4 protein-coding genes are annotated in these 3,115 nt (G+C 62.8%); all 4 read left to right on the top strand.

The window, feature by feature from the left end; all coding sequences use genetic code 11:
- Nucleotides 1-158 precede the first annotated feature (158 nt).
- Nucleotides 159-737 (top strand): 2-oxoacid:acceptor oxidoreductase family protein, encoded by a 579-nt coding sequence (locus H6B51_RS16685; protein WP_204884726.1) that lies wholly within the window; start codon nucleotides 159-161, stop codon nucleotides 735-737.
- A complete protein-coding gene (locus H6B51_RS16680) occupies nucleotides 734-1,039 on the top strand; it encodes a 4Fe-4S binding protein (RefSeq protein WP_204884725.1) in 306 nt (101 codons plus the stop codon). Before H6B51_RS16685 ends, H6B51_RS16680 begins: the two co-directional genes overlap by 4 nt.
- Nucleotides 1,040-2,239: a transketolase C-terminal domain-containing protein gene (locus H6B51_RS16675; protein ID WP_204884724.1), complete on the top strand. Its 1,200-nt coding sequence runs from the start codon at nucleotides 1,040-1,042 to the stop codon at nucleotides 2,237-2,239. It begins immediately after the preceding gene.
- A 1-nt stretch (nucleotide 2,240) separates the two neighbouring features.
- Nucleotides 2,241-3,115, top strand: an 875-nt coding sequence (locus H6B51_RS16670) for a thiamine pyrophosphate-dependent enzyme (RefSeq protein ID WP_204884723.1), incomplete at its 3' end; no start/stop codon positions are given.

Here is a 3,115-nt window from a genome sequence, read left to right as displayed (position 1 = left end):
GAACCGGCGTATGCCCCAGTAGGTCCTGGCGGCCCTCCCCGTTACCGGAGGAGCGTATGTTGGTACGCAGGTATTGGGTGGTACAGCGATGTGCTTATATGGCGCTCGTCCCTTTCCGGGGACGGGCGCTTTTTTCAGTGATATGGGAGGAATGAACCATGAGCAACATGACAGAGATCCGCTGGCATGGCCGGGGCGGCCAGGGGGCCAAGACCGCCTGCCTGCTGCTGGCGGATGCCGCCTTTGCCTCGGGCAAATACGTCCAGGGCTTTCCGGAATACGGCCCGGAGCGGATGGGAGCCCCCATCACGGCCTACAACCGGATCAGTGACGAGCCCTGTACCATCCACTCCAATATCTATGAGCCCAACTATGTGGTGGTGGTGGACGAGACCCTGCTGTCCACCGTGGACGTCACCGCCGGTCTGGACCCGGAGGGAGCCATCGTGGTAAACACCGCCCAGCCCCCGGAGGCCATCCGGCCTCTGCTGCGTGGGTATCCCGGAAAGGTGTACACAATCGACGCCCGCACCATCTCGGAGAAGCACCTGGGAGGTTACTTCCCCAACACCCCCATGCTGGCCGCCATCGTCCAGGTGAGCCGGGTGCTGGACACCGGCCGCTTCATTGCCGATATGGAGGCCTCCTTCCAGCACAAATTTGCCACCAAGCCCCAGGTCATCCAGGGGAATATGAACTGCCTGATCCAATCCATGAAGGAGGTGCACGGCGCATGAGCCGTCTGGCCAAAGATATCAACGAACAGATCCCTTGGCAGGAGATCAGCCCCGGCGGGGAGATCTGCGAGGGAGGCACCGCCCGGCTGGTGCGCACGGGGGACTGGCGCTCCGACGTGCCGGTGTGGGAGAGGGACAAGTGCAAGCAGTGCCTGCTGTGCGCCCCCTTCTGCCCCGACTCCTCCATCCCTGTTACCGACGGCAAGCGGGGGGAGTTTGACCTGGACCACTGCAAGGGCTGCGGCATCTGCTGGAAGGTGTGCCCCTTCCAGGCCATCCACATGGAAAAGGAGGTGCGGTAAATGAGTATCCGGGAACGTCTCAGCGGCAACGAGGCCATTGCCTACGCCATGCGGCAGATCGACCCCGACGTGTTTGCCGCCTTTCCCATCACCCCCTCCACCGAGATCCCCCAGTATTTTGCCCAGTATGTGGCCAACGGTCAGGTAAGCACCGAGTACGTCACCGTGGAGAGCGAGCACTCCTCCATGTCCACCTGCGTGGGTGCCGCCGCCGCCGGGGCCCGGGCGGTTACCGCCACCTCCTCCTGCGGTCTGGCCTTTATGTATGAGATGCTCTATGTGGCGGCATCCGCCCGGCTGCCCATCACTCTGGCCTGCGTCAATCGGACCCTCACCGGCCCCATCAACATCAACAACGACCACTCCGATGCCATGGGCGCCCGGGATTCCGGCTGGCTTCAGATCTACGCCGAGAACAACCAGGAGGCCTATGACAACTACCTCCAGGCCATGCGCATCTCGGAGGATCCCCGGGTGCGCCTGCCCATCATGATCTGCCAGGACGGCTTTATCACCTCCCACGCCGTGGAGAATATTTTGCTGGAGGAGGACGCCGCAGTCAAGAAGTTCGTGGGGGAGTATGCCCCGGAGAACTACCTCCTCAAGCACGACAACCCCCTGGCGGTGGGGCCCTATGATACCTGCCCCTACTGCATGGAGCACAAGGTCCAGCAGGCCCACGCCATGATGAACGCCAAGGAGGTCATTCTGGAGGTGGCCGCCGACTTTGAAAAAACCTTTGGCCGGAAGTACGGCTTCTTCGAGTGCTATGAAATGGAGGACGCGGAGGTGGCCCTGGTGCTCATCGGCTCCACCGCCGGCACCGCCAAGGCCTGCGTCCGCCAGCTCCGTGCCCAGGGCGTCAAGGCGGGGCTCATCAAGCTGCGGGTGTTTCGGCCCTTCCCCGCCCAGGAGCTGGCCGCCGCCCTGGCCCACGTGAAGGCGGTGGCCGTCATGGACAAGTGCGAGGGCAACTCCGGCTGCGGCGGGCCCCTCTTTGCCGAGACCTGTGCCGCCTGCTACGACCTGCTCACCCGGCCCATGATGACCAATGTGGTGTACGGCCTGGCGGGCCGGGACTGCCGGGTGGAGGACGTGGAGAAGGTGTACCGCCACCTGCTGACCATGGCCGAGACCGGCATCGCCGGTCCCCGCTACCTCCACATGGGGCAGCGCAGCAACGAACAGGAGGTGCTGTAACATGGCATACAACCACAAAAAGGAGCTGTCCAAGCCCGAACGGTTCGTGGGCGGCCACCGGCTGTGCGCCGGCTGCGGGGCCGGTATCGTGTGCCGGGCCATGACCCGGGCCCTGGACGAGGGGGACAAGGCTGTCATCTGCAACGCCACCGGCTGCCTGGAGGTGTCCTCCTTCCTCTACCCCTATACCGCCTGGGAGGACAGCTACATCCACTCGGCCTTTGAGAACGCCGCCGCCACCTGCGGGGGTGTGGAGGCCGCCTATAAGGTGCTGAAAAAGAGGGGAAAAATCCAGGACAACTATAAATTCATCACCATCGGCGGCGACGGCGGCACCTACGACATCGGCTTTCAGTCTCTGTCCGGGGCCATGGAGCGGGGCCACGATATGGTGTACTTCTGCTATGACAACGAGGCCTACATGAACACCGGTATCCAGCGGTCCTCCTCCACCCCCCGATTCGCCAGCGCCACCACCGCTCCCTCCGGCAGCGTGTCCACCGGCAAGGTTCAGGACAAAAAGGATCTGACCCAGATCATGGCCTCCCACAACATTCCCTACGTGGCACAGACCACCTTTTTGGGAAATTTCAAGGATTTTCACGAAAAGGCCCACCGGGCAATCTACACTCCCGGTCCCGCCTTTGTGAATGTCCTTACCCCCTGTCCCAGAGGCTGGCAGTACTCCCCCGAGCTGCTGCCCGAGCTGTGCCGTCTGGCGGTGGAGACCTGTGTGTGGCCTCTTTTTGAGGTGGTGGAGGGTCAGTGGATGCTCTCCTATGAACCCAAGAAAAAACTCCCCGTTACCGAATTCATGAAGCTCCAGGGCCGGTTCAAGCACTGCTTCCAGCCGGGCAACGAGTGGACCCTGAAGGC

Source organism: Pseudoflavonifractor phocaeensis (assembly GCF_016901955.1).
GTDB classification, from domain to species: domain Bacteria; phylum Bacillota; class Clostridia; order Oscillospirales; family Oscillospiraceae; genus Flavonifractor; species Flavonifractor phocaeensis_A.
This window is presented reverse-complemented; position numbering and strand designations above follow the sequence as displayed.

Excerpts from the sequence above, each read along its gene's own strand:
- H6B51_RS16685 (WP_204884726.1), top strand. The coding sequence starts at position 159 with ATGAGCAACATGACAGAGATCCGCTGGCATGGCCGGGGCGGCCAGGGG.
- H6B51_RS16680 (WP_204884725.1), top strand. The coding sequence starts at position 734 with ATGAGCCGTCTGGCCAAAGATATCAACGAACAGATCCCTTGGCAGGAG.
- H6B51_RS16675 (WP_204884724.1), top strand. The coding sequence starts at position 1,040 with ATGAGTATCCGGGAACGTCTCAGCGGCAACGAGGCCATTGCCTACGCC.